This is a genomic window from Paenibacillus sp. p3-SID867 (assembly GCF_025142895.1).
In the GTDB taxonomy this organism is placed as follows: Bacteria; Bacillota; Bacilli; order Paenibacillales; family Paenibacillaceae; genus Paenibacillus_AQ.
This window is the reverse complement of the sequence record NZ_JAMBDM010000002.1, coordinates 445,746-461,483: the sequence shown is the minus strand read 5'-3', so window position 1 is coordinate 461,483 and position 15,738 is coordinate 445,746. Positions and strand designations below refer to the sequence as shown.

Sequence of the window (15,738 nt, the reverse complement as noted above, 5' to 3'; positions counted from 1 at the left end):
ATGGCGATACCGGGAGTCATCTTTCTCGTTGTCTTCTCCTATATTCCTCTGTCCGGACATCTGCTAGCGTTCAAGGACTTTCAGATCAGCAAAGGCATATGGGGCAGTGATTGGGTGGGGCTGGATAACTTCCGCTTTTTTTTCTCCAATCGGGATTGGATTCAAGTTACGGTCAATACGGTTTATTTAAATGCGCTGTTCATTATTTTCGAGATGGTCTTTGCGCTTCTCATTGCTCTCTTCTTGAATGAGATTCGCTTGAAATGGTTTAAACGTACGATCCAATCCATCGTCTTCCTTCCTTACTTCATTTCCTGGGTCGTCGTAGGGTATATGACATTCATTCTATTCAACAACACGGACGGTCTGATTAACCGCGTGCTGAGCATGAGCGGACTTCAAGCCGTCGATTGGTACCAGACCCCGTGGGTATGGCCGATTATTCTAACCTTAACGCGAATCTGGAAGAGTGCCGGGTACTACTCGATTATTCTGATCGCTGCCATTACCGGGTTCTCCTCCGACTATTATGAGAGCGCTCGCCTGGACGGAGCCACGAGGCTGCAGCAGATGAAATACATTACGCTGCCTTTGCTGAAGCCGCAAATCATCATTCTCGTCCTCTTGGGAGTCGGACGTATCTTCTACGGTGATTTCGGTATGATCTACGGAATTATCGGGGACAACGGGATTCTATTTCCGACGACCGATGTCATCGATACATACTCCTATCGGGCGTTAAGGCAGCTGGGCAATTTTAGCATGTCATCGGCTATCGTGTTCTATCAGTCTATTATGGGGCTTATCGCCGTCGTTTCGTTTAATGCGCTGGTTCGGAAAATCGATAACGACTCCAGATTATTTTAATGTTGAGAAATCCAAAGGGAGGTGAATTCCATATGAATCGTCCGGTTGCTCTGATCACGCCCCCACGAGTCCGACGGACAAACGGGTTCTCCGATAAAATGGCAGTGTTCTTGTTCGGATTGTTTTTGATTCTATTTGCACTGGTTTGTTTGTTTCCCTTTTGGCTGATGGTCATCAATTCGTTCTCCAGCACCCGAAGCTTGGCGGTGAACGGATACTCCATATGGCCGGATGAATTTACGCTGGAGTCGTATCGCTTCCTCCTTCAGGGCAAGCAAATGTTTACCAGCTATGGCATCACCATTGCGGTAACAGCCATCGGAACCGTATTCGGCCTCGTTGTCACCGCGTTGTTTGCTTACGTGCTGGCCCATCCGAAGAACCGATACGGCGGCTTCCTCTCGTTCATGACCTACGTGCCGATGGTCTTCGGCTCGGGGCTCGTCGGATTCTATCTTCTGGTCGTCCAATGGCTGCATCTGAAAGATACGCTGTGGGCGCTTGTGCTCCCTTACGTCATGAATCCGTTCTTCGCGTTTATCTTAGTCTCGTTCTATCGCTCGCTGCCTTATGAGCTGAACGAATCGGCTAATATGGACGGCGCCGGAGAGTGGACGATCTTCTTCAAAATTATCCGGCCGATCTCAACGCCGGTTATGGCGACGATCAGCTTGTTCTATGCGCTGCAATATTGGAACGATTGGTGGCTGTCGCTTCTGTTTATCGACAACAGTGATATGTACCCGCTTCAGCTGCTTCTTCGGCAGCTCATGTCGCAGATGCAGCTCACGTCGCTTAATCACGGGAATGTGCTGACGCTGCCGCCGGCGGAAGGGGTCAAGTTGGCAACGGTATGCCTGACGATCGGCCCGATTATACTCGTCTATCCAATGGTCCAGAAATATTTCGTTAAAGGTCTGACCCTCGGCTCGGTGAAAGGTTAGGATTGGGGCTCTACGCAAATGGTTGAGCGCGTTATAGATTCGCCCAGCCGCTTATACATAAGTTGATATTTGAAGGGAGTCATTTACATGGCCAAATCAAAACGCAAATTCTTGGTGACAGCGCTGCTCGGACTAGCCATCGCTTTGTCCGGGTGCTCCGGATCCGGCGGGGGCGCTTCCGTGCCGGGCGATGCCGGGGAAACCGGAGATCCGTCCCTTGAACCGGTCACTTTGGAGGTTGTCATTCCGGGGGCAAAAGGAGCTAATTATGACGAGGTGCTGGCCGAAGTCAACAAGCGATTAAAAGCCGAAATCAATACGCAGGTTAAATTTACATTTGTCGACTTTGCCGATCTAAATCAGAAGACTAACGTCATGCTGGCTTCGGGAGAGAACGTGGATTTGATGTTTGATGCCCCGTGGCTGCATTTGGACACGATGGCTTCCCAGGGCTATTACGAAGAATTAAGCGAACTGCTGGACCAATACGGCCCTAATGTGAAAAAGACGAGGCCGCAACAAATGTGGGACGCGAACAAAATTAACGGTAACATCTACGGCGTTCCCTTAGGAAGCGCCTATACCCAACAGAGGTCGATCTTCATCCGAAAGGACCTGAGGGAGCAGTTAAACTTGCCGCCCGTAAAGACGTATGAAGATCTAAAAGCTTATCTCTACGCCGTTCGTGACAGTAACTCCGGCATCACGCCGCTCCTCGCGGGCGCAGACGACGTCACCTACAGCTGGGTCAACTGGCTGATCCGGGACGATACCAGCGTCAACATTCGTTCAACGAATTTTGCTGGCGCCAGCTTGATGCTGTATTACAAGGGCAACGATGGCAAGGTCTACAACTTCTTTGAAACCCAGGAACCAAAGATCTGGTCCGGCATCAAGGATGTCCGCAAGCTGTTCGTTGACAAAGTCATGTCGCAGGACGTCTTGACGAATAAAAGCGGTCCGGGGGACATGCAGCTCCAGAACAAAGTCGCGGCCACGCCCCAAATGGCCTTTGGTATTCCCAAAACGTACAACGATCAGTTGAAGCAGGTCGTGCCCGATGGAGAGTTGGAAGCCGTCCGTCTATTCGATCTGACCCCTGGAAAGAACCTATCCAATTACAAAATGGATAATTTCATCTGTATTGTGAAGACGAGCGAACATAAAGACCGGGCGATGATGTTCCTCGATTGGGCCAACCGGCAGGAGAATTATGATTTGTTGGAGCACGGCATCGAAGGCGTGAACTGGAAAGCGGTCGGCGAGCATCAATACGACACACTGAACAACGATGGCGGCATTGTCTCGTTCCAGCTCATGTTGAATCCTGCGTTAGAGCGGGAGTGGGCCGGTATCGACGAAGAGACCCGAGAGTATAGTCAATTCATTACGCAAGCCGACAACTTCACGAAGGATATCATGACCGGCTTCACATTCGATCCGACGCCGGTGAAGAACGAAGTGGCCCAGTTCGCGACCATTCAAGCCAAATATTATAGCGGATTATTTAACGGCGCGCTTGATCCGGACGAATACTTTGCCAGATTCAAAATGGAAGGCGAAACGGTGCTCAAGAAAATCCAGAATGAGCTGCAGAATCAGGTCGACGCCTTCTTGGCAATATAGAACCTACCGTTCCGCAAAAAACGCGACCGCTTCTGGTAGGAAGCGGTCAGCCTGTTGAAAAACTTCAACAGGCTTTTTTTAAATTATAAAATATATAAATTTCAGCGAAGCTGGATTCTGTAATCGCTAGAAAAACGACATTCAAAAGCGGTCTATCTTCTGTGAAAGTACGTCGATCGACGTTTATCTTATTATTTAGAGATCGATGCGAATTGATTTCCTGCAGATTGAGGCTCCCCTTAAAGTAAATCAGAACCAGCTTTTGAAGCCTGACTTTACTTTCCTAAATTAGAATCGTTGGGCGACTTCCTTAGCATGTGCAATTGCTTTTTCTTTAATAGCCGGAGCTTGCTCCGATGATGCCGTTCCTTCAACCAAAATCGCCTCAGTCGATATCCCATAGAACTGTAAAACCTTATTCAAATAGGTGTATCCCATTTCAAAATGCCGGTGCCATAAATTTGAAATTTGGTTATTGACTAATCAATCACAAATTGCTATAGTGTGATCATAAGTTAGTGATTGATCAATCACAAATAAGAGGAGTGTTGATGAACATGAAAAAAGCAATTGTAGTGGGTGCAACGGGTGGTACTGGTGCTGTTATTACGGCTGAGTTGGTAAAAAGGGGGTTGCCTGTGATTGCATTTGGACGGTCGCGGCAAAAGCTGGAGGAGCTTGCAAGAGAACTCGGCAATCCTTCACATCTTACGTTAGCAATCGGGGATGCATACCGGCCGGATGACATTGTAACAGCGGCGAAAGAAGCCGAGGTATTGTTCCATTGTGCGAACGTCCCATACCACGAAATGGAGAGTAAATTGATTCCGCTCGGCGAAGCCATCATGGAGGCTGCCAATCGATTAAGCTTGAAGGTTGTCGCAATAGACGGAATTTACCCTTATGGAAGAAGACAGATGGATTGGGTAACCGAGGAGCATCCCAAAAAACCTCATACAAAAAAGGGTAAAGTGCGCCTTGCTTTTGAGCAGATGATCTTTAGCAGCAGATGGAAGAATGTGTCTGCCATGATTGTTCGTTTGCCGGACTATTACGGACCGACTGCAAATCAAGCTTCCTATCTGGGAGGGACACTCGAAGCGATCGCGGCAGGCAAGATGGCATTTTTCATCGGAAACATGAAGGTTCCTCGCGAATATGTGTACTTACCTGATGCGGCAGTTATGATTGTAGAGCTTGCGAGACAGGATCAGGCATATGGTCAAAATTGGAATATTCCTGGGGCGGATATTATTTCCGGTCATGAGATTGTCCGCATCGCCCAGCAAGCCTCCGGTATGAAGAAGCCTGTTATTGCTCTTGGCAAGGCTGGATTGTCGCTGCTCGGTCTATTCGTCCCCGTCATGAAGGAGATTGTCGAAATGCTTTACTTAACGAAGGAGCCGCTGCGCCTAAGCGGGGATAAATATAAGGGTTTTATCGGCCCAATTCCGGCTACGAAGCCGGCGGATGGAATTGCCGCAACGATACGGGAACTGCAGAAAAAACGGTAACATTTTATGAATCAATAATTGATTAATCAATCAAGATTGGAGAGTGAAAGCTTATGCGAAAGCTAACTTGGAAAGGGAAGGTCGGTATAGCGGGGTTGGGAGTGGCGATCCTGCTGGGTGCATTGGTTGGCACGTACTTTTGGCAAATTCGCATGCAAAAACCATATGAAGTAAATATGGGCGAAATGCATCACATGGAAGGCATGGCGGGCCATCAGCATGGAACCGCCTCTGCGGCAACCCACCAGGCTTCACTGGCGACACGGTCATGCGAAGCAATTACAGAGGGGGAGAACGATGCGCCCATACGCGAGTTTCGGCTCACGGCCTTACAGAGCGAGAAAAAATTAGATAATGGAGGCACCGAGAAGGTTTGGACATTCAACGGCCTCACGCCAGGACCAGAAATTCGAGTTGCCGAAGGCGAAAGAGTCCGTGTCGTGCTAGACAACAAGGACATTCAAGAAGGGGTTACCATCCATTGGCACGGGATTGTCCTTCCTTGTTCGCAGGATGGAGTAGCCGGTGTGACGCAGGATGCCGTAAAGCCCGGAGAGCAGTATACGTACGAATTTATTGCAGACTCTCCCGGAACGTATTGGTATCACTCTCATCAGGCTAGCTCCATTCAGGTTGAAAAAGGCTTGCTGGGGAATTTCATTGTCGATCCTCAGCAGGATCGGTTCGAATACGATCAGGAGGAAACGATACTTATCCAACAGTTAAATGGAACTTATCTCATGAACGGTTCAACAAAGGGAACGCATATCGAGGCGGCTCCCGGAAAGAGAGTCAGACTGAGGATGATCAATGCTGCGAACGAAACGGAAACGATTCGCGTCGACGGGGCCTCTTACCGAATAATTGCGATGGATGGCCATGACCTCCACGAACCGGAGATGCTGGAGCATCATAAATTTCTAATGGGAGCGGGCCAGCGCTATGATCTTCTTTTTGAGATGCCGCAGCAAGGTAAAGTTGTCGTCACGAGTGAATCAGGTTTGAAGGTGGCATTGGGGACCGGTAGCGAACCGGAGATCCGTTCGGATTACAGCTTATTCAGATGGACCGACTATGGAGAACCAGATCCGAATGCTCCTGTAGACAAATTAACCTACGATCAGTCCTATACTTTAAAGCTCGATCAGAATCTGTTCATCAACTCCATTAACGGAAAAAGTTTTCATGAAATACCACCTCTGATGGTCAAGGAAGGCCAGCGTGTAAAAATGACGATTACGAATGCTGGCGGAGGTGACCACCCTTTTCATTTGCATGGGCACATATTTCAGGTGCTAAGCCATAACGGTCAGGCTTTGAGCGGAAGTCCCGTTTATCTTGATACATTATTAACACAAGAAGGTGATACTTACGAGGTGTACGTTAAGGCGGACAACCCGGGTTTATGGATGATGCATTGCCACAATCTGATGCACGCATCTATGGGGATGAGCATGATGTTCAATTATGAAGGTATTTCGACGCCATTTCGGGTCGGAACAAAATCGGGAAATTTACCGGACTTATGATCGGTCAAAAAGACGTGACATGGAACTGACCGCTACCTAGCGATCCTTCCAATCACATCTTTTTGCCGTGGACTATCCTTTATTCAGCAGCCGATAGAGATTGAGTGCCAATTGAATCTGGAATAACTCGTCAGCGTTTTTTAAGTTGGAATTCAGCAGCTCCTTGATTTTGTCGATGCGATAGATGAAGGTGTTGCGGTGGATGAACATCGCTTTGGCGGCCTCCGTTACATTCTGATTATGCATGAAATAGTATTCCAGCGTAGAGATAAAGCTGGTGTTGAACGTTTGATCATGATGATAGATGACGCCAAGTGTGTTGTAGAAGAACTCTTCCATCTCGGCAGGCTTGATATTGGAATCGAGAAAATGATAGACGGCATAATCTTCAAAATGGGAGATGATCCGATTGTCTTTGAATCGCTGCATCAATCGCATGGCTTCCTGGGCTTCGAAGAAGCTTCGATGAAGTGAAGAGAACGTCTTATACTGACTGCCAATACCGATAAGAAACTGAGTTTTCTTCATTTCTCGGGTCAACAGCTCGACCAGCTCATGGGCGAAAGCCTTCGTTTCGTTGACGGTAACCGGCGGTTTATTCTCATTCTTCCCAACCAATATGATGATCTGCTGGCTTCGGTAGTAACATGTGAGCTCCCCGTTGGCTTTACTGGACAAGCCGTGGATCAGGTTGACACACTTCTTCACCATATGCTCCAGCTCGTATTTGCGGTATACGATATCCTTGTAGCTTTCCAGAAGGGTCGGTTCAATATGAACGACCATGCAGTAGTAGGTATAGTTGATATTCAGCCCATGCAGATCCGACTGCGAGTGCAGCGTCTCGGTCGAGGTGATGTTGCCGGACAATAAGTCGTCAAAGAAGTCGTGCCGGATTTTGAGCTTCACTTCCTCCAGCTCTTTGGCCTTCATGCGATCCATGGCAAGGATGGTTGATCCGTGCTCTAACGCCAAATTATCCAATTCCGTCAGCTTGCGAACGGTTTGGAAGACGACGATGTATCCGTACACATGGCTGGACACCGAGATCGGCATGATACGGCATTTGAACGATTGCCCCTTATGATCGTAGTCGCGCTGGATCGATTTCTTGATTTCGCTTACATATTGCGGGATGGCTTCAGTAAATTCGGAAGGGAAGATGGGTCTGTTCTTCTGGAGCGACAAGAACTCCTCCAGCGGTGTCTTATTATCCGGATGGTCCGTATAACAGAGCAGATTCCAGTCCCAGTCGAGAATCAGGAGCGGATTATGGATGATGTCAGCCAATTCGGCCGAAATTTGTTCGATGCCGCCTCCTTCCAGCGGGATTTTGAACAGCGCGTTATGCAGGTCGAGTGATCTGCGATTTAGCGCGTCATAGTCGGCATTGGTCTTCTCATTAATGATCGCGATCACCCTGGACAAGGTGTATTCAAAAGGGAGCTCCAGCAGTGGAAGTCCATACTTGTTCGCCAGATCGATCATGTTTTGCGGAATCCGGTCAAAATAACGTTTCATTTTGATGCACAGTCCCGCGCAGTTGTTCTCGGCCAATTCATGAATGACCCGATTCTGCAGCTCTTCGCTATCTTTAAAAATATATCCGGTGGACAGGAGCAGCTCATTCGATGCCAGCCAATCGAATACATCCGGATTTTCAATAATATTCACAATGGATATCTGGTGATCGATTCCTGCCGCCCCTGCAACGAGCTTAATGCCTTCGATCGCTTTGATCTGAAGGATGTCCCTGATGGTTAGCATTCTTAACACACACCTTTGTTATTGTTCTTCATTGTGCAATATGCACAGCGAATACGCTTTGTTTTTAGTATCGCTGTACAATGACCGCAGCTTAACCCTGGATTACAATAAGGGTGTCAGGAGGGCTTCGAATTTTAAGTGTGATATAATTCACAAAATATCCTTTTAGCTATGGAAGGTCATTCATCTGTTATATGTTCGACGTTTATATGCTGGCTAATTTTGAATTCAGTATAGCATCTAAGGTCATTTATCCACAACTAAGGTAGGGCCGATCCAAGGTGAATGACGCATTCAAAAGGATAACCTGACAAAAGACAGCACTTGTCCATCTGTAAGTTAAGGAGGCGATATAACGGGAAGCTGCGGGAAGACAACAAGTACAGAAGCCGTTTGTGTTGTAAGCGCCGCCATCTCTTGCGACGCGGGATTCCTCCAACAAATAAGGAGCTTGAAATTTAATGGGACGGTACACAGCATCTTTGATCGAACGGTGAACCTGAAGTGCCGGACGAACGGTGAATTATATACGATTGCCACTGACAGCGTGGACAATGCGCCCAATACGCTGGTCACGGACATCGACAGCTTTTCCAAACGGGGGCTGGTGATTGGAGATGAGGTCTATGCGGAGGGAGAGCGGTTATACGTAGGGAAGAATGCAGCCGTTATGCTTCAGCAAGTCCATGTATGGCGGAGCAAGCTCCCATCCTATCCCGAAGACGAAGATATCTTAAGAAACCATGTAGCTGAAGCGCAGTTATGGATTGAAGCTCACGGCAAGGCCGGTGGGATGAAGCGATCGGCAGAGACCGGAAATTCTTTCGATCAGGAAATGGATAGATTGCTGAGAGAGCGCTCTGCGGGGCTCCTTGAAGCGTTATCCAAAGGCGAAGTCAGTCTTGCATCTCATTATGCAATTCAACTAATAGGCTTGGGCCCTGGTCTGACTCCGTCGGGCGACGACTTCTTGGTCGGATTGTTTGCCGTTATGAATCTAACGAATGGTCCGTTGTTCAAGATCCGCCATATGTGCGAGCGGGTTGTGGCAGCATCGGCTGATAGGAGCAATCCGATTAGCTATATGGCTTTAAAGAAAGCTGCAAGCGGCCAGGTAAGGGAATCCATAGGAGAGTTCATGCATCATATGATCCATGGCAGTAAGACTGAGGTTATTTCGAGATTATCCAGGGTACTCGGTACCGGTTCTACATCAGGAACGGATATCGCGCTTGGGCTGGTGAATGGTTTGAAGCTTAGCATAGAAAGAAATGGGAGGTAAAGCATGTCGACTAAAGTTGTGATTAAAAAGAATACGTACTTTGATTCCGTCTCACTGATGTCACTGTCAACCAAAGCGAATCAATTAGATGGCGTCGATCAGGCCTTTATCGCAATGGGGACGCAGATGAACAAGGAAGTGCTGGCTAATGTCGGACTCATGACCCCCGAGCTGGAGGAAGCCAAGGGAAGCGATCTGATGATCGTCATTAAAGCGGTCTCTGAAGAGTTCGTAGAAAGCGCTTACGAAGGTGTGGAGGCCCTATTTAACAGCAAGGGTAGCGAGGCAGGAAACAGTGAGCTCACGTTCCCGACGATCGACTCAGCTGCAAGAAATCTTCCTTCGGCCAAGTTGGCCGTCATTTCTGTAAACGGACTGTTCGCAGCCAGAGAAGCCAGAAAGGCGCTGGAGAATGATCTCCACGTCATGCTGTTCAGCGATAACGTCAGCGTGGAAGAGGAGATCGAGCTCAAGAACATGGCGCATGAGCGCGGTTTGCTCATGATGGGACCGGACTGCGGGACGGCCATCATTGGAGGTGTAGGGCTCTGCTTTGCCAATAAAGTGCGCCCGGGAAGCATCGGCATCGTAGGCGCATCCGGAACGGGAAGCCAGGAGGTCAGCGTTCGGGTTCATGACTTTGGCGGCGGGATCTCCCAGCTGATCGGCACGGGGGGACGCGATTTAAGCGAACGCGTTGGCGGCATCATGATGCTGGACGGCATGAGAGCGCTTAATGCAGATGAAGCGACCAAGGTTATTGTCCTGGTCTCGAAGCCGCCGGCCAAGAGCGTGGAGGAGAAGGTGCTCGCCGAGATCAAGAACATGAGCAAGCCAGTTGTGGTGTGCTTTATCGGCGGAACGGAAGAAGCCGTGGTAAACGCTGGCGGACATTTCGCCAAAACGACGAAAGAAGCGGCGTTGAAAGCCGTTATCCTGTCGGGCGTCGACGAGAGCACCATCGATAAACATCCGCTGAATCTGCCTCTCATCGAGGAGATCAAGGCCAAGCTAAAGCCGGAGCAACAATATATCCGTGGATTGTTCTGCGGCGGAACGCTGTGCGACGAAGCCATGTACCTGGCGATGGAGCAATACGAGGATGTATACAGCAATATTCCGAAGGATCCGAAGTACCGGCTGCAGGATATTCACGTCAGTCAGGGTCACACATTTATCGATTTCGGGGACGACGAGTTCACCGACGGCAAGCCTCATCCGATGATCGATCCTTCTTCCCGGATTGCCAGATTCAAGCAGGAAGCTAAAGATCCATCGGTTGGCGTTATCGTGATGGACTTCGTTCTTGGATACGGAGCTCACGAGGATCCAGTCGGGGTCATGCTTCCGGCGATTATGGAAGCCAAGCAGGCCGTTGAACAAGAAGGAAGGCATTTGGAGATCATCGGCTATGTGCTGGGCACGGATCTCGATACACCGTCTGTGGAAGAGCAGTTAAATAAACTGGTATCTGCGGGAGTTACGTATGCCAGCAGCAGTACGAATACAGGGCTTCTTGCCAGAGGCTTCGTCGAGAAAGGAGTATGACATGAGTAGAATCAACGAGCTATTTAACAGCGAGCTTCATGTAATCAATGTGGGTCTGGAAATGTTTAAAGATGATATTTTGAAGCAAGAAGGGAAGGTTTCCCACCTGGAGTGGAAACCCCCGGGCGGCGGTAAGCCTGAGGTGATCGCACTGCTTGACAAGCTGGATCAGCCGGACATTCAGGAGAAAATCGAAGCGGCGAATAAGCAGGCCGTGGAGCGGATCATCAACTCCCAGCCGGTATTGATCGGATTCGATCAGGCGATTCATGTTGTGCCGGGCATGACCAAAAAGACGATCCTGCACGCAGGTCCGCCAATAACATGGGAGCGAATGAGCGGACCGATGAAGGGCGCGGTTACGGGCGCACTGGTCTTCGAAGGCTTGGCCAGCAATCTGGATGAAGCGGCGGAACTTGCGGCATCGGGTGAAATCACGTTCTCCCCATGCCATGAGCATAACTGCGTAGGCTCGATGGCTGGGGTAACCTCAGCCTCCATGTTCATGCACATCGTGGAGAATCGGACATACGGCAACATCGCGTACACGAACCTGAGCGAGCAGCTGTCCAAAATACTGCGGATGGGCGCCAATGACGAAACGGTCATCGCCCGCCTCAATTGGATGAGAGACGTGCTGGGCCCGATGCTCCGGGATGCGATGAAGTTCTCTGAGAATGGCATTGACCTCCGATTGATGCTGTCGCAGGCGCTTCATATGGGGGATGAATGCCATAACCGCAACAATGCCGGTACAACGCTGTTAATCCAAGCATTAACGCCGCTGATTCTGCGGACGGACTTCCCTACCGAGCAGCAAATCGAGGTGTTTGATTTTGTGGCAAGCAGCGATTACTTCTCCGGCCCGACCTGGATGGCGCTCTGTAAATGTGCGTTGGATGCGGCGCATGGGATTGAATACAGCACTATCGTGACCACCATGGCCCGCAATGGGGTTGAATTCGGCATTCGCGTCAGCGGCATGCCAGGCAACACCTGGTTCACCGGACCGGCACAAAAGGTGGTTGGCCCCATGTTCGCAGGTTATAAGCCGGAGGATGCAGGCCTTGATATCGGCGATAGTGCAATCACGGAAACCTACGGAATTGGCGGATTCGCAATGGCTACTGCTCCGGCGATTGTGGCGCTTGTCGGCGGCACCGTGGATGAAGCCATGAATTATTCAGTCAAGATGAAGGAGATTACGACCACGGAAAATCCGAACGTCACGATTCCTTTGCTGAACTTCAGCGGCATTCCAACGGGCATTGATATTCGCAAAGTGGCCCAAACCGGAATCATGCCTGTGATCAACACGGCCATCGCGCATAAAGACCCGGGAATCGGAATGATTGGAGCGGGCATCACGCATCCTCCGGTGGACTGCTTTGAACAGGCGCTGCAGGCTCTAAGCCAGCGCATCCAGTCCTAGATTGGCAGCCCCTCAGACATGCGCTCACGTCGAGGGGCACCTGAAATGCTAGATCTATAAGCGTATTGATCTAAGGAGGCTTTTATATGGATCAGGTACTCATGAAAATGTTATGGAAAAAAGGAGATTGGGCTGCGTTTTTCGGCTTGCTTGCCAATAATCTAACCAATCTGCTGACCATGATTTCACTTTTGATATTCGTTGTAGGTTTTCCGGAAGATATGGTCTACGGGAGAGTAGTCCCTGCCTTCGGATTCGCTATCTTTATCGCAAGCATGGCTTACGGTTGGTTTGGATACAAGCTGGCAAAGAAGACGGGCCGAAGTGACATTACCGCGTTGCCTTCGGGTCCGAGCGCCCCATCAATATTTACCGTTACTTTTCTGGTGCTGATTCCGGTATTCAGACAGACCAATGATGCAACGTTTGCGCTCCAGATCGGTCTGGTATGGTGCTTCTTCGAAGCCTTGATCCTCGTTGTGGGTTCCTTCTTGGGGGATTTGCTCAGAAAGGTCATTCCAAGAACCGTTCTCTTATCCTGTTTGTCCGGGCTTGGATTGCTGCTGCTTGCCATGAACCCGATGCTGCAATCATTCGAAACACCGATCGTTGCTTTTATCGTACTGGTCATCATCTTTATCAACTGGTTCGGTAAATCCCCGATATTCAAAAAAATCCCGACCGGCTTTCTGCTGCTCATTGCTGGCACCGTACTGGCCTGGGTATTCGGATTGCAAAATCCGGAGGCGATTACGGCTGCGCTGTCCACGCTCGGCTTTAATCCGCCTGAAGTGCACATTACAAGCCTGTTCCAGGGAATTCCTCATGCGCTGCCGTACTTGGCATCGGCTATACCTTTGGGGCTCGCCAATTATATTTTCGACCTGGAGAACATCGAAAGCGCGCATGCAGCGGGTGATCATTACAACACCCGGAACGTCATGCTGACAAACGGCGTGGCTTCCAGCATCGGCGCATTCACGGGCAACCCGTTCCCGGTTACCGTGTACATCGGGCATGCTGGCTGGAAATCCATCGGTGCGGGTCTTGGGTATACGATTGCATCCGGCTTTGCCATGCTAATCATTTCGCTCTTTGGAATAGGAGCGCTGCTCCTGTCCATCATTCCGGTTGTCGCGATTGTACCGATCCTGGTCTATGTTGGCGTGGTCACGGCCAATCAGGTCGTCCGGGAGACGCCGAAGATTGAAGTGCCCGTCATCTTCATCACCTTATTTCCTTGGATCGCCAATTGGGCCTTAACCTTGGCCAATAACATCTTTAGTGCTGCTGAAACGACGGCTTCCAAGGTGGGCATCGATTTATTGTTAAGCAAAGGCGTGTATTATAACGGTCTGAACCATCTGGGGAACGGTGCGCCGCTTAGCAGCTTGATCTGGGGATCGATCGCCATCTTTGCCATACTGAATAAGCCGCTGCGGGCTGCCGTGTTCGCGGCCATCGCTGCCGTCCTGTCCTTATTCGGCATCATCCATGCGCCGACGGTCGGATTTGCCCAGGATGCACTGATGCCGTTCGTATATGCTTACCTGATGGTTGCGGCGTTGTTTGTGTATAAGCACTTTACCGATCTTCGCGATCCGGCAAACCAATTGCAGTCAGATTAATGCCGGCACGCGCTGGTCTGAATATGCAGATCTGAACGACAAGATTGAAAACATTAAAATGAGGAGGTCACTCCATGAATGCTGAAGCGATGAATGACGAACTCATTCTGGCATGCGACCGGGGAGATTTGGCTGCAGTAGAGCAGTTATTGAAGCGTGGTGCCGATGTTCATCACAAGGACAGCCAGGGCCGGACGGCACTAATGGCTGCAACTCAGAAAAATCAGGTCTCCCTTGCCAAAAAGTTAATTGAAGCCGGCAGCGACGTGAATGCAAGAGACATCACCATGTTAACCCCATACCTATGTGCAGGAGCTAACGGCTTTCATGAAATCCTGCGCCTGACTATTCAAGCAGGAGCGGATATCACGAGCGTGAACCGGTTTGGTGGTACAACGTTGCTGCCGTCAAGCGAAAAGGGATATTTAAGAACCGTTCAGATTTGCCTGGAAGCAGGCGTTGCCGTTAATCATGTGAATAATCTGGGTTGGTCCGCCCTGCTGGAGGCTGTCATTCTTGGAAACGGGGGCCGGCTGTACTCCGAAATCATTCAGCTTCTGGTTGGAGCAGGGGCCGACGTGCACCTGAAGGATCGGGACGGAAAGTCATCTCTCCAGCATGCCGCAGAGATGAAGCAGCATAAGGTAATAAAGATTCTGAATAAACAAAGCGTAATTATCACGGACAGCATCCAACGAGCGAAAGAGCTGGTGAAGGCAGAGAAGTACGAGGAAGCCATCACGATCATAGACAATGCGCTGGGGCAAGAGGGGAATCCTAATGACCTCTACTACTACAAAGGTTACTGTTCCGGAGAATTAGGACGTTATGATGAGGCTCTGGCTGCTTACAATCAAGCCCTGTCGCTTGATCCCGGCGATCTCGACTTCTATTTCTATACCGCCAATGCTTATCGGATGATGAAACATCCGGAAGAAGCCATTGCCGAATATGACAAAGCGATTGAGCGGAAGCCGGAGGAGACGTTCTACCGCTATCATAAATCCAATTATTTAAGAGAACTGGGCAGGCACGAGGAAGCCGTCATCGTGATGGATCAGCTGTTAGCCCAGCAGCCTTGGCGTTATGATTTTTACTTCCACAAGGCGAACAGCTTGAGATCGCTGGGTAAGCACCAAGAGGCTGCGGATACGATAGACAATGCAATTACGTATGACCGCACCAATGCGCTATATCATTATCATAAGGGGCAATCTCTGAATTTGCTTGGTAACTATGCGGCAGCGATCGAAGCGATGGATCAAGCTATTCAATGCGGTCCGGCTCATGCGGATTATTACTGCGAAAAAGCCAGTAGCCTGTTAGCGCTTAATCAGCCGGATCAGGCCATGAGGTTGATTGAACAAGCACAAGCTATTCATCCGGATCATGGTAGAGCCAAGAGCTTGAAAGAGACCATAATTGCTGCAATGCCATAATTCCATTCAAATGTTAACACGTCTTTACGAAACATCTAAGGTCTCTGGCGTGCCAAGAAAGCTGGGATTCTTCATATAGGACTCGTTATTATCGGCGCGCCTTATGGCTCGTTTATAGAGGATCACTCAGCCAGAGTCATCGGTTGATCGACCAGGAGGTAG

General features: G+C 49.6%; 11 protein-coding genes. 10 read left to right on the top strand and 1 reads right to left on the bottom strand.

Annotated elements, in window-relative coordinates; all coding sequences use genetic code 11:
• From M4D81_RS05370 to M4D81_RS05350, 5 genes are all read left to right on the top strand, one after another.
• Positions 1 to 867 (top strand): ABC transporter permease, encoded by an 867-nt coding sequence (locus M4D81_RS05370; RefSeq protein ID WP_260064872.1) that lies wholly within the window; start codon positions 1 to 3, stop codon positions 865 to 867.
• A 32-nt stretch (positions 868 to 899) separates the two neighbouring features.
• Entirely contained in the window at positions 900 to 1,811 is a 912-nt protein-coding gene (locus M4D81_RS05365; protein ID WP_260064871.1) for a carbohydrate ABC transporter permease, read from the top strand.
• An 87-nt stretch (positions 1,812 to 1,898) separates the two neighbouring features.
• Entirely contained in the window at positions 1,899 to 3,437 is a 1,539-nt protein-coding gene (locus tag M4D81_RS05360) for an extracellular solute-binding protein (protein WP_260064870.1), read from the top strand.
• A 557-nt stretch (positions 3,438 to 3,994) separates the two neighbouring features.
• Positions 3,995 to 4,951, top strand: coding sequence for an SDR family NAD(P)-dependent oxidoreductase (locus tag M4D81_RS05355; protein ID WP_260064869.1), 957 nt, complete (start codon positions 3,995 to 3,997; stop codon positions 4,949 to 4,951).
• 53 nt (positions 4,952 to 5,004) lie between these two features.
• A complete protein-coding gene (locus tag M4D81_RS05350) occupies positions 5,005 to 6,480 on the top strand; it encodes a multicopper oxidase family protein (RefSeq protein ID WP_260064867.1) in 1,476 nt (491 codons plus the stop codon).
• 72 nt (positions 6,481 to 6,552) lie between these two features.
• Here M4D81_RS05350 and M4D81_RS05345 read toward each other — a convergent pair whose 3' ends face one another.
• Positions 6,553 to 8,247 (bottom strand): PucR family transcriptional regulator, encoded by a 1,695-nt coding sequence (locus M4D81_RS05345; RefSeq protein ID WP_071221366.1) that lies wholly within the window; start codon positions 8,245 to 8,247, stop codon positions 6,553 to 6,555.
• A 451-nt stretch (positions 8,248 to 8,698) separates the two neighbouring features.
• Here M4D81_RS05345 and M4D81_RS05340 point away from each other — a divergent pair, with 451 nt between their 5' ends.
• The 5 genes from M4D81_RS05340 to M4D81_RS05320 all read left to right on the top strand — a co-directional run bounded on the left by M4D81_RS05340 (position 8,699) and on the right by M4D81_RS05320 (position 15,576).
• Complete coding sequence (locus M4D81_RS05340; RefSeq protein WP_260064864.1) at positions 8,699 to 9,529, top strand: oxamate carbamoyltransferase subunit AllH family protein; 831 nt, start codon at positions 8,699 to 8,701, stop codon at positions 9,527 to 9,529.
• A 3-nt stretch (positions 9,530 to 9,532) separates the two neighbouring features.
• Positions 9,533 to 11,077 (top strand): acyl-CoA synthetase FdrA, encoded by a 1,545-nt coding sequence (fdrA, locus tag M4D81_RS05335; RefSeq protein WP_260064862.1) that lies wholly within the window; start codon positions 9,533 to 9,535, stop codon positions 11,075 to 11,077.
• Position 11,078: 1 nt separating this feature from the next.
• Complete coding sequence (locus tag M4D81_RS05330) at positions 11,079 to 12,509, top strand: YlbE family protein (RefSeq protein ID WP_260064860.1); 1,431 nt, start codon at positions 11,079 to 11,081, stop codon at positions 12,507 to 12,509.
• An 86-nt stretch (positions 12,510 to 12,595) separates the two neighbouring features.
• Positions 12,596 to 14,137 (top strand): xanthine permease, encoded by a 1,542-nt coding sequence (locus tag M4D81_RS05325; protein ID WP_071221362.1) that lies wholly within the window; start codon positions 12,596 to 12,598, stop codon positions 14,135 to 14,137.
• A 74-nt stretch (positions 14,138 to 14,211) separates the two neighbouring features.
• Complete coding sequence (locus tag M4D81_RS05320) at positions 14,212 to 15,576, top strand: tetratricopeptide repeat protein (protein ID WP_260064857.1); 1,365 nt, start codon at positions 14,212 to 14,214, stop codon at positions 15,574 to 15,576.
• Positions 15,577 to 15,738: the final 162 nt, after the last annotated feature.

Excerpts from the sequence above, each read along its gene's own strand:
- M4D81_RS05325 (WP_071221362.1), top strand. The coding sequence starts at position 12,596 with ATGGATCAGGTACTCATGAAAATGTTATGGAAAAAAGGAGATTGGGCT.
- M4D81_RS05355 (WP_260064869.1), top strand. The coding sequence starts at position 3,995 with ATGAAAAAAGCAATTGTAGTGGGTGCAACGGGTGGTACTGGTGCTGTT.
- M4D81_RS05370 (WP_260064872.1), top strand. The coding sequence starts at position 1 with ATGGCGATACCGGGAGTCATCTTTCTCGTTGTCTTCTCCTATATTCCT.
- M4D81_RS05350 (WP_260064867.1), top strand. The coding sequence starts at position 5,005 with ATGCGAAAGCTAACTTGGAAAGGGAAGGTCGGTATAGCGGGGTTGGGA.
- M4D81_RS05345 (WP_071221366.1), bottom strand. The coding sequence starts at position 8,247 with ATGCTAACCATCAGGGACATCCTTCAGATCAAAGCGATCGAAGGCATT.
- M4D81_RS05360 (WP_260064870.1), top strand. The coding sequence starts at position 1,899 with ATGGCCAAATCAAAACGCAAATTCTTGGTGACAGCGCTGCTCGGACTA.
- fdrA (WP_260064862.1), top strand. The coding sequence starts at position 9,533 with ATGTCGACTAAAGTTGTGATTAAAAAGAATACGTACTTTGATTCCGTC.
- M4D81_RS05320 (WP_260064857.1), top strand. The coding sequence starts at position 14,212 with ATGAATGCTGAAGCGATGAATGACGAACTCATTCTGGCATGCGACCGG.
- M4D81_RS05330 (WP_260064860.1), top strand. The coding sequence starts at position 11,079 with ATGAGTAGAATCAACGAGCTATTTAACAGCGAGCTTCATGTAATCAAT.
- M4D81_RS05365 (WP_260064871.1), top strand. The coding sequence starts at position 900 with ATGAATCGTCCGGTTGCTCTGATCACGCCCCCACGAGTCCGACGGACA.